Genomic DNA, 16,020 nt, shown 5'->3' with positions numbered 1-16,020 from the left:
CCCTCGGCAGCCAGCCGGTCAAGATTCGGCGTGCTCACCTCCTTCAAACCATAGGCTCCGATGTCCGGCGACATGTCATCCGCGATGATCCACACAAAATTCGGCCCCGCTGCGGCTGCGCAATGGACCATCAGAAGGACAAGGCTGGTCAGTAGAAACTTCATGTTCCCAAGGGAACGTGAAGGCGCGGGATTTGTGTCAGCGAGTTGAACTCAAGGCGCAGAGATCCATTTTTGCGCCTTCAGCCAGAACACCAGATCCGCGAACCATGGGTGCTGCGTGCCGATGAGGCCGGTGCCATGGTCGCCATGCTGGTAGAGATGGAGCTCATGGGGAACGCCGTTTTGATGCAGCGCAGCGGCATAGAGCTGCGCATGCTCCACGGGCACCAGTTTGTCCTCGGAAGTGTGCCAGAGGAAGCAGGGCGGCAGGCCGGCGCGCACCTGCAGCTCGCTGGAGGTCTGGCGCACGAGTTCGTCGCTCGGTTTGTCTCCAATGAGCATCTTGCGCGAAGTCCAATGCGGCTTGGTGATCATGCTGATGACGGGATAGCAGAGAATGGCAAGATCCGGCCGCGGACTCACACTTGGGGTGCGTCCGTCGATCTCGCCATCTTCCGGGCGGTTGATCAAGGTGGAGACGAGATGGCCTCCGGCGGAGAAACCCATCACACCGATGCGTGCGGGGTCGATCTTCCATCGTCCGGCATTGGCCCGGATCTGCCGCATGGACTCCACCGCATCCTGAAGCTGCGCCGGGTAGCGGTAGCCCGCGCTGCCGAGCCGGTAGCGCAGCACGAAGGCCGTGATGCCCTGCTCATTCAGCCAGCGCGCAAACGGCTCCGCCTGCCCCTCATAGATGCCCGAGTAGCTGCCGCCCGGAATGAGCAGCATCACGGCGCCGCTGGCTTTCTCAGGCACATAAGGCGTGAGCGTCGGGATGTCCTTCGGTGCCGTGCCCAGAGCCCCCGGAGCTCCCGCCTGCCAAAGCACGATGGGCTTCTCAGCCGCTAGGAGCGATACGCTGCTGATGAAAAACGTGAGGAGAAAAAACTTCATGAAATGGATGAATGCATGAACGATCTCGGCAGGCATCATTTTACCTCTGTTATTCATGCGCATTTTTTGGCTCCTTGCTGTCATCCAACTCTTCGCGCCGCTCATCAAAGCGCAGGAAGAGGCGACGATGCTGCATTTCAAGCCGCGCGATCACTCGCTGGGCGATGTACACCCCTTCTTCCATCAGGGTGAGTGCTTCCTCTACTCCCTCAAGCCCGGGAAGTATGAGTCCGTGCTTGCGCGATCAAAAGACTGGCTGCGTTGGACTGAAACGCCGCTCACACACGCTGAGGTAAAACCCGCGGACTGGATGAGTCCGTATTTCGTGCTCGGCGTCTTTCATGACCCGGTGACCAGGGTGTTCCGCAGTTTCTACGGGCATGCACAGGGACGCATGGTCAGTTCTGTGAGCGACGATCTTCTAAACTGGGCCTGCGCGCCGAAGGAATTTCATGTGCCTGCCTCTGGCTACTACCAGCGGCGCCGGGATCCCTTCATCTTTTGGATTCCCGAGATGAAGCAGTACGGTTGTGTGATGACCACCTGGATGAAAGGACGCCCCAAGGAAACCTGCGGAGCGGTAAGCCTCGCCACCTCGCCTGATCTGATGCACTGGAAAGACCACGGTCCCATCCTGGATCCCGGAACCATCGGCGAGCCCGAGTGCCCGCAGATGTTTCAGCTGGGGGCGCGCTGGTATTTGCTCGCAAGCATCTATGACCGCGCGGTGGGCCAGCCTGTGTATTGGAGCAGCACCTCTCCGTTTGGGCCGTGGAAAAACGATCCCGACGGCGTGCTGGACGGCAAAGACCTCTGTGCCGCACAAATCGCCTTGAATGGCGAGACGCCCGTTTTGTTTGGCTGGATACCGCTCACACCCGCGAAACCGGACAAACAGCCCTGGGGCGGGCATCTTGCCCTGCCTCGTGAGGTGCATGCCTTGCCAGATGGCAGGCTCGGCACGCGCTTGCCTGCGAAACTGTTGAAGCACTTCGAAAAACTGCCCTGGCAGCGTGAAGCCGGTGCATGGAGCCATTTCGTCGCTGAATTCACGCTCACGCTGCCTGAAAGCACGGGTGAGGTGCGAATGAGCCTCGATCCTCTTGGCGAGATCCTTTTGAAGCGCGATCAACTCCGCATCCTCGATGCCGCTGGCGAATGCTGGAGCGAACTGCCCGTCGATCTGCCGAAGGGGCGGCTGCTGAAGGTCTGGTTGGTGGTCGAAGACGACAGGGTCGAGGTCTTTGTCCATGACCGGTATTCGCTGGCAGCACGTCTACCCGCCACGAAAGGGCCCGTGAGGCTTTCCATTCCAAGTGCGAGCGTCAAATCCGGCCGTTTCAGCGAGTGGCGATTGCCGCGTTAAACCGCATTGCTGCTGGCATTCCGGGCCATTGTGATGGAAGACACAGGATGTCAGAAACCGACCCCCATCCCTTTGCCGCCCTCGGAATTCCGCCGGAGATGATCCGTGGTCTGGAGGAGCTGGGCATCGTCACCCCAACGGCGGTGCAGTCCACGGTGATCCCCTTTCTGCTCAAGGACGGCAGCGATCTCATCGCTCAGGCGCAGACCGGCACCGGCAAGACGGCCGCCTTTGGCCTGCCGCTGCTCACCAAGATGAACCCCAAGCACCGGGACATCCAGGGGCTGGTGCTCGCGCCCACCCGCGAACTAGCCAAGCAGATTGGCAAGCAGCTCTTCCGCTTCACCAAGTACACGGAGAAAATTTTCATCGAAGTCGTCAGCGGCGGCGACAACATCGACCGCCAGACAGACGCGCTGAAACGCCCCACGCACATCGTCGTCGCCACACCAGGCCGCCTGTTGGATCTCATCGAGCGCGATGCACTGACACTGGAGTTCGTCCGCTATGTGGTGCTGGATGAGGCGGATGAGATGCTGAGCATGGGCTTCAAAAAGCAGCTCTCCGAAATCCTCAAGCTCGCGGCCATGCGCCGCAGCACATGGCTCTTTTCCGCCACCTTCCCCCCGGGAATCCAGGACCTCATCAAGGGCAGCATGTCCGCCAACCCGCACTCGATTCAGATCGATCAGGCGAATGTGGTCAATCGCGACATCGACCACCGCTTTGCCATCTGCAAAGGGGACGGAAAAACCGCCTACATCTTCGACTTCCTCCAGCGCCAGAAGGACCGCCGCGGCATCATCTTCTGCCGCACCAAGGCCGGTGCCATGGAGCTCTATCAGGAGCTCGCCGATCTCGGCCTGCCCGTGGATGTGCTGCAGGGCGATCTCATGCAAAAGGAGCGCGACAAAGTCATGCGCGCCTTCAAAAAGCAGCGCGTCCAGTTCGTCGTCGCCACCGACGTGGCCGCACGCGGCATCGACGTGGCAGACCTGTCCTTCGTCATCCACCACCAGCTCCCCGACCAGCTCGAATACTACACCCACCGAAGCGGCAGAACCGCCCGCGCCGGGAAGAAAGGCATGTCACTCGCGCTGATCAACGCCAAGGAAAAATGGCAGATCACCCAACTTGAGGACAAGCTGAAGGTGAGGTTCAGCGAGTTTCGGAGGTAACAAATCGAGGCCAGCGGAAGCTCAAACGAGCCATGCGAAGCATGGCTTGAAGTACGACAGACACTCCTGTCTGTCGGTCAGCGGCACCGACATTCTCCCGATATGCACCGAGTTTCAAATTGACCGGCGAAAGCCGTCAGATTGCGGCGGCGACCTGGAAGAGTAAGTTACAAGCTCTTGGCTCCAGCGGAACGCTGACCGACAGACAGGAGTGTCTATCGTACTCACCAGAACCCGAGCCTTCCACTATATAGTGTCAGCTAAGCTGCGTGATCATTCGAATTCCCTGCATCACTCCGGCAGCTCCCCATTGCACACTCCCTGCGTCCCCGGATGAAACAGATTGTTCGAGAAATGCAGACCCCGTGGCGCATTCGGACCACCCGGAATGATGACGGCATATTTGTAGCGCGGTTTGCCAACGCTATGAACAACATTGCCCGTGATGATGACGTCTGTAAGCGGCGGGTCATCAGGCTGCTGGCCGTTGTCAAATTTGATGGGAGAACGCTCATCGCCCCAAATCCAATGCGCGTCGCCGTGGCCGAAGTCGGAAATAAGGTTGTTGCTGATGATGGAGCCGCCGTCGGCGTTCTCCGGCTTGTCCTCGGTGGCGGGATGCGCCGCAGCACCAGGCATGAGGCCGATGGCCCAGAGCGAGTTGCGCACGAACTGATTGCCCGTGATCAGGACATTGCGCGAGCCATGCATGGCCTTCATGCCGATGAAGGCATTCGTAATGATGTTCTGTGAGACGATGACGTGATCCGCATGGATGTCCAAACCCTGCGCGGCGTTCTCAATGTGGTTGCCGATCACGCGCGTCAGATCATTCACCTCCGGGGCATTCACCACAATGCCTGAGCCCTGCTGCCAGGCGTCGGTGTAGTTGGAGTCCCAGGCCTGCTGGTTCATGATCGTGCCTTTGACAGCGTTCTTCTTCACGTAGTCGCCCAGCTTGTACTTGGCCTTCACTTCCGGAGTGGGAACGAAGTTGTCCTCAATGACGCGGTTGCCCTCGATCAGCGTGCCGGTGCTGTAATCCACGTTGATGCCGGTGCCGTCGGTGCAGTTGAAGGCATAGCCCCAGTCCTTGCTTTGCGTGCGGTCATCAATGCTCACGCGCATGTAGTTGCGCACCAGGCAGCGGCTGATGCGCGTGTCCTTGCTCTCACGCACAGTGATGGCTGCGGCAGGGCTGCGATTGTCGATGACACGCACATTCTCAATCACCAAGTCGCGGCACTTGATGGCCAGCACGCCTTCATTCCGGGATTCCATCTTCCCTTCGGGCCGCGTGAGCGTCAGGTCGCGAATCTCCGCGCTTTTGGCGTTTTCGATCTCAATGATCGGCTGATCCGCGCTCTGCTGAATGATCCGCCCAGGACCAAACAAACCGCTGCGCTCGCCACGAATGCGAATCTTCTCGGTGATCACATAATCCCCCGCCGGAACAAAGAGCATGCGGTTCGGATTCGCATTCAGCGCCTCCTGAATGGAGGGATAAGCAGCGACGGAGAGGTCGGCGGCTTTGACCGTGAAGGACGCTAGAGTGAAATAGAGTAGCAGGGCGCGAATCATGAGTGCGGAGTGAACGCGAATGAGGCGACGTCTTTTCAACGTCTGGTTCTTCCTCATACTCTTCCTCCCTTGGCGCGGATCTTTCCTGGGGGAGGAAGAGGAGGATAAAAGCAGCTACTTCTTCGGCCCAATATCCAAACCCGACAGCCATGGCGCCGTAATCTGCGGAGGCATGCCGCCGAAAGGCTGATACGCGGGGAGCTGGAGGACGCTCATGCAGTGCGCTTGCGATGCGATGAAGAAGAGCGTCTCGGCGCAGTCTGTGGTATGGATCATGGCGCTGCGGTGTTCGGCGGTGGGCTTCACGGGGCGCTTTTCCACGAGGGGCGTAAGAGCTTCGCCTGGAGCGTATTCAGAGAGGACAATGCCATGCGCGCTGAGCTGCATGCGGGCGGTGAAGAGCAGGCCATGCACGGCCCACTTGCTGGCGGTGTAAGGCACGCCGGCAAACGAGTCAAAGCCATGCCCGGCCGTGGAGGAGACCACGACGATCCTGCCGCCGCCGCTTTCGGCCATCGGCTTGGAAACGGCCTGAATCATGTTCACCACGCCCATCACATTCACATCCAGCACGCTGCGCCAGCTGGCTTCGCTGGCCAGTTTGCTGGGATCCGCGTGCGCCATGAAGCGGTCCGGCGTGTTGATGCCGGCGGTGTGGATCAAGGCGGCGATCGGCCCATGCTGCAGTACCTGCGCGAGCGCGGCGGCCACGCTGGCGGAGTCGGCGACGTCACACACAATGGATGTGATGAGAGGCGAGAGAGCCGCCGTGGCCTGAAGTGACTCCAGAGTGCGCCCAAAAATAAAAGTTTTCGCGCCAGCGTCGGCAAATCGCTTCGCTGCGCTCTGTCCCATGCCGCCGCCACCGCCGGTGACGATGACGATCTTGTCGTTCCATTGTTTGTCCATCCGCCGACCCTAGCGGCACTTCGCAAGGCGTCGAATGAAGCGTGCGTTTTGGGTGAAAATTTTTCAGCCTTGGATGCGACGTGCCTTGAAAGGTTCTGATTGGAAACAGCGCCGCCACCGCCAAGATGACCGCATGTTCCCAACCACCCGCACCCTCCTGCTCGCTCTGACATGCCTCACTTCCGTGGCGATGGCGGACGAACCCAAGTGGATCCCGCTCTTCAATGGCAAGGATCTCACGGGCTGGACGATCAAGATCGCCAAACATCCGCTGGGTGAAAACTTCGCGAAGACGTTTCAGGTCGAGGACGGCATCCTGAAGGTGAGCTACGATGGCTACGACAAGTTTGACCAGCAGTACGGCCACCTCTTCACCAACCTGGCCTACTCGCACTACATCCTGCGCATGGAGTACCGCTTCACCGGCAAGATGATGGCGGACGCGCCGAAGTATGTGAACCTCAACAGTGGCGTGATGCTGCATGCACAGCCGCCGCAGAGCATGCGCTTTGATCAAGGCTTCCCTTCCAGCCTGGAAATGCAGTTTCTGGCCGATGAAGGCAAAGGTACGCGCTCCACGGCGAACCTCTGCACGCCCGGCACCCATGTGGAGATGGGCGGAGAGCTGATCACCAAACACATCGTCAAATCCAGCGCACCAACTTTTCCCGCCGAGGAATGGGTGCGTGCGGAAGTCGAGGTGCGCGGCAATGACGAGATCATCCACCGCATCAACGGCGTCGAAGTCCTGCGCTACCAGCGCCCGCAACTCGACGCGGCCTGCAAGATCGCCCCAGCAAGCGACATCGTGGAAGCCGGTGGCGATGTGATGCTCAGCTACGGCCACATCGCGCTGCAAGCCGAAGGCCAGCCCGTGTGGTTCCGAAAGATCGAGCTGATGTCCCTGGAGAAAAAGTAATCACGCCGCCCGGAAGTACGATGGGCACTCCTGCCCGTCGATCAGCGCTTACGAAAGCTGCACCGTGATCGAATCGACAAGCAGGAGTCTTTGACACGTTAGAAGGTGGAGAGGTAACGAGGGTGACAACGGTGATGCTGACCGAATGACAGGAAGGCTGAAGCTTTGCGAACCGGAGCACAGCGGAGATAGACGAAGTCAAACAGGCGAAGCCACTCCATCGTACCACCGCCATCACGCCGCATCAATCGCCAGCGTCACACGCCGTGCCGAACGCGTAGCGGCATCCTGGCCCCAAGGCAGATTATCATACGCAGCTCCAGCAAAGTGCACACGTCCCACCGGCTGAATCAAGTGCGGCCACACCTGCGCGAGTTTGCCCAAAGCAAAAGCGTGCCGCTCGCAGCCGATCGCCAGCGGCTCCTCCTTCCACCACTCATGCACGATGACCTGCTCGATCGTGTCCTTGTTCTTGCCGGGGTAAAACTTGCGAAAGGCGGCGAGCGCATCCGCTGGAGCCAGCGCCGGCGGGCCGCTGCCCATGAGCACGCAGCTGTCTCCCGGCACTTCATGCGCACATTCATAGACGAGGCCCATGGTGCTGTTGCCAGTTTCGAAATTGATGCTTGGCAGATTGTCGCCCTCCCAGAAACGTGTCTTTGCCTGCAACACGATGCGCGACTGCATGCCCATGGGCGTGTGCTCCAGCGCAAACTTCTTCGCCTCCGGCCAGCCCGGCGAGACCTTGATTCCCGCGATCACCATGGGCGACACGCACATCACAGCATAGTCCGCCTTCAGCGTCTGCTCCTTCTTGTCCGGACCTTCAGTGAAGGTGACCGTGACTCCATTTGCATCGTGCTCCAGCACGGTCACAAGGCAGTTCTTGCGCACGCGGTCACCAAGGTATTTTGCAAAGGTGTCCGGCAGAAGCTGATTGCCGCCTTTGAGGCGAAACACTTCGCGCTTGAACACCGGAAGCCCGCGCATCTTCACAATGGACTCCTGCCAGATGCGATAGAGCGCGGAGACATCGCTCTCCGTGGCAGGCTTCTCCTTGCTGGTAAGACGTGAGCCGCCGCAGTACCCGCGCCCCGATTCAGACGCGCCCTGCTCCGCCAGCCAGTCTCCCAGCACCACATGGTCCAGCTCGTCCAGCCCGATGCCAAAGGGCTGGTACTCGTCTTTGAATTTGTCCGCCATGGGGCCGAAGTACAGGCGCGGCATGTTCTTCCAGCCATGCTCCTGCATGTAGGCCACCTCGCGTTCATTGAAGCCGAACTCGCGTTGTATCTTCGCGTCCGCCAGCTCCTCCTCCGTGCGCCACTGGCCGCGCACGTTGGCATACATCTTTCGCCGCCGTTCATACGCGAGCACCGGCAAGTCAAACTTCCGCACCCACTCGCGATAGGTGTCATAACCAGGATTGGTGAACTGCTCCGCGCCCACATCTGCATACAGCCCATCCGGCAGCGGATTATAAATCGTCTTCACATGCCCGCCCGTGCGGCGCGAGGCCTCCAGCACCGTCACCTCATGCCCACGATCCATCAGATCAAACGCACAGCTCAAACCGCCAATGCCACCGCCGATGACGATGGCCTTTTTCTTCTTCGCAGGCTCAGCCTGTGCCGCCACACCCGCGAGCAAAGCCCCCGTGGTGGTCTGCAGCATTCGCCGACGTGTCAAAGGAGTTGGATTCGCGCGCATGAAGCAAGTACGCAGCAAAGCCACGCATCTTGAATCACTGTCCGCGCGCCTTCTGCACTTCGGCGATGGATTTCAGGATGTTGTCCCGCCAGACACCTTGCAGTTTCGCGGGCTCGGCACGGTTCAGGACGCTCATTGCTTCATCAAACTTGCCGCGCCGGGTCAGGATACGTGCGATGCCCTGGAGTGCGGCGTATTCATCCGCACCTCCGATATGCGCGCGATCTGCCACGATGGCCTGATAAGCTGAGAGAGCCTGCTCGTCGTTTTGTAGGTTGCGCTCGCGGTTTTGTCCCAGAGCAAAAAGGAGGGCATCACGTGCGCGGGGTTCGCTAATCCATGGCAGGGCCGCACTCAGATCCGCCTCCGCCTTGTCGCCTGCTTTGGTGATGGAATAGGCGTAGCCGCGTGCGTGATACCCCGCGCCACGCTTCCAGAAGGGCCACTTGCTGAAGTCCTCATTCGCGAATTGCGCGATGACCTCCGGCGCTTTGGCCAATGAGAGCAGGTGTTGCATCTGCGCGGTCTTTTTCACCACATCGACAGGGATGCGCTCGATGATCGGCCCGGCCTCCGCACGGCTGAGCAGCGCGGCCTGTTCCAGCGCGGCGGCTTTTTGCAGGTCGCTGACTTTGCCATCTGCCAGAGCGAGGAAGTCTGCGACTTTGCGCTTTTGCGTGGCGTCGCGGAAGCCGATGACAAAATCAGTGACACTGAGGTCAGCGGGGAACACCTGGGATTTCCCATCGTAGAAATGCGCGAACTTCATCGGCTCATGGAAGCCCTCGGTACCGGTGGGTGAGAGGGCGCTGAGCTGCTGGCCGTCTTCACGAATGCGCTGGCGGCAGAGATTGATGTGCCAAGGCAGGCTCTGCGTCGGCTTGCGGCCGATGACTTGATGCAGCGGATCGTTTTCATCCTGCGTGACCGGAATGCGGATCTCCACGGTCCAGTGATCATCTGCGATGTGCGTGGCCACTTCCGCCTTCGAGTCCCAGCCGAACCACTGACCGCGCGATGCGCCACGGTCGAGATCCACGATGTGGCCCCTAGGACTGACGGCGATCTGATAATACGAGTGCGTTTCCGTGGCGAGTTCGATCTCGATGGCATCGCCATGCCACAGCGCCTGATCCTCATTGCGCGTGGCGGTGTTGTTAGGTTTGTCGCCGGGAAGTTCATCGCAGCGAATCGCGAAATACACGCTGCCTCCCTGCCAGCCGGCTTTGTAGGAAGTGCCAAAGGTCGGCACGCGGCCTGTTTCTAGTTCGCGGAATTTGCCGGTGGCGGCGGCAGGGCAGTTCTGCCAGTAAGCGTCGTCGAATTTGCCATCGATGACGATTCCCGCCGCGTCACCGACGAGCCGCACGGTGGGCACGGGCCCGCGCTGCTGGCCGAGCTGCTGCGCTTTCATGCGCATGCCTTTGAGGAAGTCGTCGATGAGAGCGATGCGACGTCCATAAATACTCGCGGCATCTGCTTTGGCCTGTGCTTTGGCAAACAGCGCGAGTGCCTCATCCGCCTGCACCTTGTCATTCTCCATCGCACTCCAATGCGTCTCGCAGTAGGTGAAGAAGGCCTGCATCTCCTGCGCGGCGGGACCGTAGAAGAGCTGGCAGTACTCGCGGAACATCGCGTCCACATCCGCGCTCTTGCCACCCCAGTACATGCGCGCGGTGAAATAGACCATGAAGTGATTGAAGCCGATGCCCACCTCTTTGAAATCCTGACGCGCAGATAGCCAGATGTCCTCGCCTTGAGAGATGTCTTTCGTGGCGTTCACGGAATCGCCAATCGCATGCGGTGCGAAGAAGGGCAGGTACCAGCCGCGATCCGTGAAGGGATAGTTTTCAAAGTTCAGGATGGGGTTGTCCGTCTTCTTCACCCACGCCGCTCGCAAGGCTTCCGGCGCAGCCTCACCTTCGGCCTTGCTGCCAGCTTTGTTCATCGGGCGGCGTCCGCCGACGATGCAGACGACCACGTTGGGCTCCAGCTTGTCGATCTTCAGCGGCGGCAGCGTGTACACGCCATACGCACAGTTCAGCACTTTCACCTTAGGGTGGGTCTTGCCGATCTCCTTCGCCACGCGGTTCACGAAGTCCCACACGTAGTCGCTCAGCAGGCCGCGCTCGTTGCGCTCCGGCGAATCCTTGCCTTTGCAATTCTCGCACTGACAGATGGAGGTGTAGCCATCGGGCGGCATGATGGAGACAGTCTTGAGCGGGTAGGTGTCAAGCAGCGCGCGGGTGTAGCGCACCGTCTCGCGGAAAAGTTCATCGTTGGAATAACAGAGCTGGTTCTTGCTGTCTCCGGGGCGGTAGTCGCGCTTGCCGCCGTAGAGCGCAAACCACTCGGGGTGCGCGGCAAAGGTGGCGTCATTGCCCGTCATGCCGTCCATGCCATGAGCGATCTGATAACGGTCATCATTCCGCGTGCCGAGGTGCATCATCCACATCGCCGTGTCATAGCCCGCCGTGCTGAAGCGGAAGTTGAACTGCCGCAGCGGGAAGTCGGGCCACACCGTCTCGTCGAGCTTTGGCAGCGCAATGGTTTTCATCACTGGCATCACTTCGCCAAGCTCTCCCGGTAGATACCAGCGCGCACCGAGCCGGTGGAAGAACGCCGTCACCGCATTGAAGCTGCCGCGTTCATCGAGGCCCCAGATTTCCAGCCACTCGTTCTTGGGCGTGGTGGCGCCGTCGGGCTTGCCAGTGTCACCGGGCAGGCGCAGGCGGTTTTTGTACAAGCCGGGATTCGGCATGCCATAGGGTGCGCCGACAATCTTCTGAAACTCTGCCTGCGCGCGTGGGATGTCGCCATTGTGTTTGGCCCAGGGTTCCGTGGGCACAAAGTCGCTGTCATCTCCCACCAGCGCCAGCCAGTCGGCGCCGGATTGCATGCGATACGCGCCCTCCTTCAAACCCTCCACCTTCACGGGATTCAAAGCGCTCGCTCCAATAAAGACCTTCACCGCCTTCCCCGTCGGCTGCGTGACGATGGGCAGCCGCGCTCCGCTGATCTTTTCGATGTTCGTGCGAAACTCCTGCGCCGCGACCCTCTGCATGCGCGTGGGATTTTCCGCAATGATGATTTCCGCGCGTGGCTGACCGTCTTCCACAAGAACGGCATCCGCTGCCTGCAGCGACGAGAGTGTGAGAAACGCGGCGGCAAGGGCTTTCATGGCATCACAAGGGCATCAGTGGTTTTCAAATTGAAGCGCACACTCACGACGGAGTTCTTCTCCTTGCCGGGCGCGATCTTGATATAAGTCGTGGCCACGATGGTGCCGTCCGGCAGCAGCTCCACACCGGGATAGCCGCAGTCGCCAGGACGTTCGGCGTAGCTGTTGAGCAGCTTGATGCGGTATTGGCCGGGCCTGCCGTTCTTGATGTCATCATAAGTTCCTACCCACGCGACGAAGTGGCCTTTGGTCGGGCTGTTGAGCGCCTGATCACGAAAGGCCACGACCATGCGACCGTCCTTGGTGAACACGCCGGCATGGCGGTCTCCGGTGAGGCCCCAGGGCGTGTTCATCGGGCTGGACCAGGTCTTGCCTTCATCTCGGCTGAACATCATGAGGCTGCGCTCCTTGTGCGTGTTTTCGCGCAGGAGGCAGCAGAGCTCTGAGCCATCCGGCGAACGAAACACAAAAGGTTCGCAGGGGTTCTTGCCAGCAACGGCTGCGACGACCTGCGGTTCGCTCCAGGTGAAGCCGCCGTCAGCGGTGATGGTTTGCAGCACTTCCAGCGGGGCCTTGTCCGCGCCGCCGGGGCCCCGGTGATAGAGGCCGAGGTAGGCGCCATTCTTGAGCCGGACGATGCTGCTGAAGGTCATCACGCAGGGGAAACCGAGCGGCGGCATCTCCTTCCAGGTGCTGCCGCCGTCCTCACTCATGATGCTGGGCATGCCGGGGCCTTTGCGCGTGCCCTTCGCAGCAGAAAAAACCCACACGCGTTCAATGCCCGCCGGATCCGTCATGCGGTAGATGCTGGGGCAGTTCAGATGCGTCTTGTAGCCGGGTGGCATGAGTTCGTCGATTCGCGTCCACGTCACGCCGCCGTCATTGCTGCGTGCCATTGGCCCTGCGGCACCGCCGTGGTTGATGCACCACACGCAGAAGATCGTCTTGCCATCCGGCATCAGGGTCGTCGTCGGGTGCCCCTGATAGACCTCCTCTGTCCCCTGGGCGATGACGATCTGGCGGTCCTTGTCTCCCGAAATGTCCGCGAGAGGCAGGTCAGGCCGGTCCTCGGCGGCAGAGTTCAGGACGGTGGCGAAAAGCAGGGCGGCGGTGAGAGTGCGCATGGAGAAACCTCAACGTTCACCGCCCTCTCAAACTCGCGGCAGATTGCTGCCTTGCTACGGCTTTTGAAGCTTCGCCGCCAGTCCGCGTGCGGCGCTTTCCCAGGTTTCCGGCGTGGCGCTGCCAAAGGCGGTGACCATGCGCCAGGTGCCGGTGAATCCGGCGGGCACGGTGGCGCTGCTGAAGCACTTCAGGTAAAACTTCCGGTAGGTGCCGGGCACATTCCAGATCGTGGCGATGTGCACTCCCAACTCCGGCACCTGCAGCAGGCGCGACACGGCGAACTGACCGCTCTGTGGCTCATACACGGCCATCCAGTCCACGCGCTCGTTGATGTAAAACTTCCGCGCCACCTCCTTGTCATCGCGCAGCGGGCCGGAAAGGCTTTTGTCAGGCGCGGTATCGCTGCCCGCGAGGAAGGCGCTGACCGTGGGCCGCCACGCGTGCATGAAGTGGTACACCAGCTTTAGCGGCACGGCCTCGGCGGTGTGCACGGTGGTGGTTTCATACAGGCGGTGGTCTTTGATCTCGGTGACGTTGGTCAGATCAAAGGCACGGATACGTGATTTGCGCTCCAGCCGAAACGTGCCGCCCTTGAGCTCTGCAGCGGGTGCTTCGACTCGTTTGTCATCGAGGAAGAAGTCGAGTGACTGCAGCTTCTCGGGTTCGTTTTCCAGATGCGCGGTGCCAATGAAACCGACATCGGGAAAAGAGAACACGGTGCCATAGGCGCTGCTCTCGGTGGTCATGGCCTTGCCGCGAAAATCAATGCGGCCCGGCGTCCACTGCGTGGCCTGGCGCAGCAGCAGCGTCACATCGCCACAGGTCACGGTGATGCGCGGCACATCGGGGCCGAGGTTGGGCTTGAAGGGCTCTTTGGCAGAAACAAAACCCGTGAGCGCGAGGCCCAGAGCCAACAAGAGAATACGTGAAGAAACAAACATGCGCGATGACTACGCGGCAGCCACGCGGCCTTTTGTCTCAAACCTTCTGCCGCGCCGTTATTTCCGGAACGACTTCAGGAAATTGAAGATCAGCCATATCTGCGCAAAGCCTACGGCGATAAGCAGGACGCCGAGCTCGATGGCGTTGTCCTCCTTGGGCACCGCCAGCCGCAAAATGAACGCCAGCATAATCGCTCCGAGGACGGAGAGCACTGCTCCAAACGACCAGCTTCCAGAGTGCTGCTCGGGAGTAGGGATGTGCGTTGGGTATCCATCCTTGCTGAGATCGTCTGGGTCATCACTCATGGCAGTGCGCGGTGGCGGGTGGGCTGGGCTCATGGCGCATCGGTGTGGCGTGGTGCCAAACCGTGATTCGCTCATGAGCTCCCCGCATAAACGTTCGCACCCGCCTGAAACTTCCGAAGCACCGGACAATGGGCGGAGATGCCGGCCTTACTTCGCAGGCTCCACCTTGGTCGACTCCATTTTCGTCGGCTTCCACTCGCGCTCCAGTCGAACGGCTTCGATGACTTGTTCGCGCGTCATGGTCGCCTCCAGCGTGGCCTGATGGACGAAGGCGATGTCATGACCTTGTTGAGACGCGAGACGGCACCACTTCAGGGCTTCCACCGGATGTTTGTCCACGCCCTCGCCTTTTTCGTACATCAGGCTCAGGGCAAACTGTGCGTCGGCATCGCCTTGCTCTGCAGCAGCGCGAAACAGCTTCATGGCCTGCGCCTCATCTTTGGGCACACCCTTGCCACTGAGGAGGCAGCTGCCCAGCCCAACCTGGGCGATGGGAAAGTTTTGCTCCGCCGCTTTGCGAAACCACCCGACGGCATCCACGGAGTTCTGCGCCACGCCCGTACCTTCAAAGTAGGCCACCGCCAGCTTTGTCTGCGCGAGGACATCTCCCTGCTCCGCCGCCTTGCGGTACCAAGCCACGGCCTCGGCAGGATCCTTCGGTACGCCGGCGCCGTGCATGTAGCACTCACCCATCTCGAGCTGCGCCAGTGCGTACTTCTGAGCCGCCGACTTCTTGATCAGGCTGATCCCCTGTTTCAGATCCTGGGGTACACCCGCGCCCAGAGAATAGGCCATGCCCAGCCGCAGCTGAGCTTCAGGGTCTTCCTTTTCCGCCGCCTTGCGGTACCATTTCACCGCTTCACCGAGATCCGGCGGCACCCGCAGGCCCTGGGCATAGGTGGTGCCGAGAAGCTTCTGCGCGTTGAGGTCTCCCTGCTCGGCGGCTTTGCGAAACCATTTCACGGCTTCCGCCGCGTCCTGCACCACCCCCTCGCCGTCAAAGTAGGCCATCCCAAGCTCCAGCTGCGCATCGGCATCGCCACGCTCTGCTGCCTGGCGAAACCACTTCACGCCCTCGACTGTGTCCTTCGGCATGCTGGAGCCTAGGCTGTAGCAGACGCCGAGCTGTTTCATGGCGGCCACATGATTCTGCGCCGCCGCCAGACGCAGCCATTTCACCGCCTCTGCGGCATCCTGCGGCACCCCAGTTCCAAGGAGGTAGCACATGCCCAGCTGCCGCTGGGCATCCACATGGCCTTGGGTGATCGCCTTGCGAAACCACTCCACCGCCGCCGCCTCATTCTTGGGAAGGCCGTCCCCTTTGGCGCAGCGCAGGCCCATGGCGTGCTGTGCGTCTGCATTCCCCTGCTCTGCCTCCGTGCGCGTCTCCTTCAGGCTCCTGGCCACGAGGGGGGCCGCCGTGCAAACCAAGCCTGCGAGCAGCAGCAACATAGGAATTTTCGGGGACTGAATGAACATGGTGACTTCTCCGAGAGCAGAATCGTTATGTGGGTCTTTTTTAGAGAGATCCCGGGCATGAGTCATCCCTTTTCTTCGGTGAAGTGAGCTCCTCTGACCGTGACAGCCATGGCTTCACGCCTTCCTCTCTTCAGCGTGCGGGAGAATGCGTAGATCAAGAATCGTCATGGTCATTTTGGGAGACGAAAGGGGGATTTCTTGTGTCGGATTCGGCAATTCTGCACGCTGTTTGCGTTTTCGGAGGGCTCCTTTGGCTGGCTAGGGGTG

Annotated in this window: 12 protein-coding genes; 3 read left to right on the top strand and 9 right to left on the bottom strand. The window is 60.4% G+C overall.

The window, feature by feature from the left end:
• Positions 1-212: 212 nt before the first annotated feature.
• On the bottom strand, positions 213-1,058 hold the full coding sequence (locus ACIREA_RS11005; RefSeq protein WP_397382323.1) for an alpha/beta hydrolase: 846 nt from the start codon (positions 1,056-1,058) through the stop codon (positions 213-215).
• A 55-nt stretch (positions 1,059-1,113) separates the two neighbouring features.
• Between ACIREA_RS11005 and ACIREA_RS11000 the strand changes: the two genes are divergently transcribed.
• Positions 1,114-2,424, top strand: coding sequence for a hypothetical protein (locus ACIREA_RS11000; protein WP_397382322.1), 1,311 nt, complete (start codon positions 1,114-1,116; stop codon positions 2,422-2,424).
• 47 nt (positions 2,425-2,471) lie between these two features.
• On the top strand, positions 2,472-3,602 hold the full coding sequence (locus tag ACIREA_RS10995; RefSeq protein ID WP_397382321.1) for a DEAD/DEAH box helicase: 1,131 nt from the start codon (positions 2,472-2,474) through the stop codon (positions 3,600-3,602).
• Positions 3,603-3,893: 291 nt separating this feature from the next.
• Here the strand turns inward: ACIREA_RS10995 and ACIREA_RS10990 are convergent, their stop codons facing one another.
• Both ACIREA_RS10990 and ACIREA_RS10985 read right to left on the bottom strand, forming a co-directional pair.
• Positions 3,894-5,183 (bottom strand): nitrous oxide reductase family maturation protein NosD, encoded by a 1,290-nt coding sequence (locus tag ACIREA_RS10990; protein WP_397382319.1) that lies wholly within the window; start codon positions 5,181-5,183, stop codon positions 3,894-3,896.
• 114 nt (positions 5,184-5,297) lie between these two features.
• Positions 5,298-6,092: an SDR family oxidoreductase gene (locus ACIREA_RS10985; protein ID WP_397382318.1), complete on the bottom strand. Its 795-nt coding sequence runs from the start codon at positions 6,090-6,092 to the stop codon at positions 5,298-5,300.
• 133 nt (positions 6,093-6,225) lie between these two features.
• Between ACIREA_RS10985 and ACIREA_RS10980 the strand changes: the two genes are divergently transcribed.
• Entirely contained in the window at positions 6,226-7,011 is a 786-nt protein-coding gene (locus ACIREA_RS10980) for a DUF1080 domain-containing protein (protein ID WP_397382317.1), read from the top strand.
• Positions 7,012-7,245: 234 nt separating this feature from the next.
• Here ACIREA_RS10980 and ACIREA_RS10975 read toward each other — a convergent pair whose 3' ends face one another.
• From ACIREA_RS10975 to ACIREA_RS10950, 6 genes are all read right to left on the bottom strand, one after another.
• Positions 7,246-8,685: a flavin monoamine oxidase family protein gene (locus tag ACIREA_RS10975; protein WP_397382316.1), complete on the bottom strand. Its 1,440-nt coding sequence runs from the start codon at positions 8,683-8,685 to the stop codon at positions 7,246-7,248.
• 70 nt (positions 8,686-8,755) lie between these two features.
• Complete coding sequence (locus ACIREA_RS10970) at positions 8,756-11,902, bottom strand: DUF4838 domain-containing protein (RefSeq protein WP_397382315.1); 3,147 nt, start codon at positions 11,900-11,902, stop codon at positions 8,756-8,758.
• Positions 11,899-13,026, bottom strand: coding sequence for a sialidase family protein (locus ACIREA_RS10965; RefSeq protein ID WP_397382314.1), 1,128 nt, complete (start codon positions 13,024-13,026; stop codon positions 11,899-11,901). Before ACIREA_RS10965 ends, ACIREA_RS10970 begins: the two co-directional genes overlap by 4 nt.
• Positions 13,027-13,080: 54 nt before the next feature.
• Positions 13,081-13,968 (bottom strand): hypothetical protein, encoded by an 888-nt coding sequence (locus tag ACIREA_RS10960; RefSeq protein WP_397382313.1) that lies wholly within the window; start codon positions 13,966-13,968, stop codon positions 13,081-13,083.
• Positions 13,969-14,025: 57 nt separating this feature from the next.
• A complete protein-coding gene (locus tag ACIREA_RS10955; RefSeq protein ID WP_397382312.1) occupies positions 14,026-14,274 on the bottom strand; it encodes a hypothetical protein in 249 nt (82 codons plus the stop codon).
• 147 nt (positions 14,275-14,421) lie between these two features.
• Positions 14,422-15,726: an SEL1-like repeat protein gene (locus ACIREA_RS10950; protein WP_397382311.1), complete on the bottom strand. Its 1,305-nt coding sequence runs from the start codon at positions 15,724-15,726 to the stop codon at positions 14,422-14,424.
• Positions 15,727-16,020 lie beyond the last annotated feature (294 nt).

The organism is Prosthecobacter sp. (genome assembly GCF_044373815.1).
Taxonomy (GTDB): domain Bacteria; phylum Verrucomicrobiota; class Verrucomicrobiia; order Verrucomicrobiales; family Verrucomicrobiaceae; genus Prosthecobacter.
The sequence above is the reverse complement of the archived record's forward strand: the minus strand, read 5'-3'. Positions and strand labels throughout refer to the sequence as shown.

Bases quoted from the DNA above. Each gene is read 5' to 3' on its own strand.
- ACIREA_RS10990 (WP_397382319.1), bottom strand. From the start codon at position 5,183: ATGATTCGCGCCCTGCTACTCTATTTCACTCTAGCGTCCTTCACGGTC.
- ACIREA_RS10960 (WP_397382313.1), bottom strand. From the start codon at position 13,968: ATGTTTGTTTCTTCACGTATTCTCTTGTTGGCTCTGGGCCTCGCGCTC.
- ACIREA_RS10980 (WP_397382317.1), top strand. From the start codon at position 6,226: ATGTTCCCAACCACCCGCACCCTCCTGCTCGCTCTGACATGCCTCACT.
- ACIREA_RS10995 (WP_397382321.1), top strand. From the start codon at position 2,472: ATGTCAGAAACCGACCCCCATCCCTTTGCCGCCCTCGGAATTCCGCCG.
- ACIREA_RS10955 (WP_397382312.1), bottom strand. From the start codon at position 14,274: ATGAGTGATGACCCAGACGATCTCAGCAAGGATGGATACCCAACGCAC.
- ACIREA_RS11005 (WP_397382323.1), bottom strand. From the start codon at position 1,058: ATGAAGTTTTTTCTCCTCACGTTTTTCATCAGCAGCGTATCGCTCCTA.
- ACIREA_RS10965 (WP_397382314.1), bottom strand. From the start codon at position 13,026: ATGCGCACTCTCACCGCCGCCCTGCTTTTCGCCACCGTCCTGAACTCT.
- ACIREA_RS10950 (WP_397382311.1), bottom strand. From the start codon at position 15,726: ATGTTGCTGCTGCTCGCAGGCTTGGTTTGCACGGCGGCCCCCCTCGTG.
- ACIREA_RS10985 (WP_397382318.1), bottom strand. From the start codon at position 6,092: ATGGACAAACAATGGAACGACAAGATCGTCATCGTCACCGGCGGTGGC.
- ACIREA_RS10975 (WP_397382316.1), bottom strand. From the start codon at position 8,685: ATGCTGCAGACCACCACGGGGGCTTTGCTCGCGGGTGTGGCGGCACAG.
- ACIREA_RS11000 (WP_397382322.1), top strand. From the start codon at position 1,114: ATGCGCATTTTTTGGCTCCTTGCTGTCATCCAACTCTTCGCGCCGCTC.
- ACIREA_RS10970 (WP_397382315.1), bottom strand. From the start codon at position 11,902: ATGAAAGCCCTTGCCGCCGCGTTTCTCACACTCTCGTCGCTGCAGGCA.